General features: G+C 67.0%; 1 protein-coding gene. It reads left to right on the top strand.

Translation table 11 applies throughout. The annotated features are described in order from the left end of the window. Window positions 1-700 precede the first annotated feature (700 nt). Window positions 701-1,072 carry a helix-turn-helix transcriptional regulator gene (locus AB0C59_RS34835; protein ID WP_363011878.1) on the top strand — a complete coding sequence of 124 codons (372 nt, stop codon included), beginning with the start codon at window positions 701-703 and terminating at the stop codon, window positions 1,070-1,072. The last annotated feature ends 16 nt before the right edge of the window (window positions 1,073-1,088 follow it).

Raw genomic sequence — 1,088 nt, forward strand, 5'->3', positions numbered from 1 at the left:
GGTGTCCTTTCCTGTGCGGGAGCGTGTCGTCCCGTCAGTTCTCCCGGGCCGATGGGGGGCCGGGACGGGTACGATCCTGCACCCCCGAATGCCGCGAGAACGGGCAAAGACCCTCTTCATAAGTGAATGCTCATCAAGCTCTCATTCGGCTTAAATCTTCACATCATCCGACCTCGTATCATCACACCCACACCGAGACCCGCACCCCGGGACTGGTGGCACCCCGGTCTCACGCGACGTCCGGCGACACACCCCCACCATCGGCAACCCCCTCCGGGCCAGCACCCGCCTCGGGGGTAGTGCTCGCCTCGGTGGGTGCGGGAGTGCTGGTGAGGTTGGCGGGATCGGTGGCGGGTCGTGGGGGCGGGGGTCGTGTTCCGGCCACGGCGTCGGCTGCCCGTGCCAGTTCGGCCCGCAACCGATCGAACGCCGGCGCCCCCGACAGATCCCGCAACCTGCGACTTCTGCTCATACACCCTCAACGACCCCCTACACCCCCCGGTAACCCCCACACCACCCCGTACCGCCGAACGGAGCAACACCCACCCACCCGAACAACCCGAACAGCCCCACCCACCCCAAACACCACCACCCCGAGGCGAGTTCACCCCACAACCAGCCCCCACCCGAACGCAACGTTCACACCACCACAGCCGTTAGACCCCGCGACAGGCGGCCACACGCACAGGAAGAACCAGCGGTGCCCAACACACTGCAGGACATCATCAAAACCAAACTGGACCAGAAAGGCTGGTCCTACAACGACCTCGCACGCCGAGGCGGCATCTCACGCTCCACCGTCCACCACCTCGCCACCTCCCCCCACCTCGCCCAGATCCCCCAACACACCACCCTCGAAGGCCTCGCCCGAGGACTCGGCATCCCCCTCGCCCCCCTCACCCGAGCCGCCGCCCAAGCAGCAGGCATCCCCCTCCACCCCGAAACCACCCCCCACACCACCGACCCCGACATGGACATCCTCATCGCCGCCGTCCACCAACTCGCCCCCACCGACCGACGCCACGTCACCGCACTCGTCGAATCACTCCTCCACACCCACAACACCACCTGAACCACACCCAGCCCTC

The sequence above is a fragment of the Streptomyces sp. NPDC048664 genome, from assembly GCF_040650555.1.
Taxonomy (GTDB): domain Bacteria; phylum Actinomycetota; class Actinomycetes; order Streptomycetales; family Streptomycetaceae; genus Streptomyces.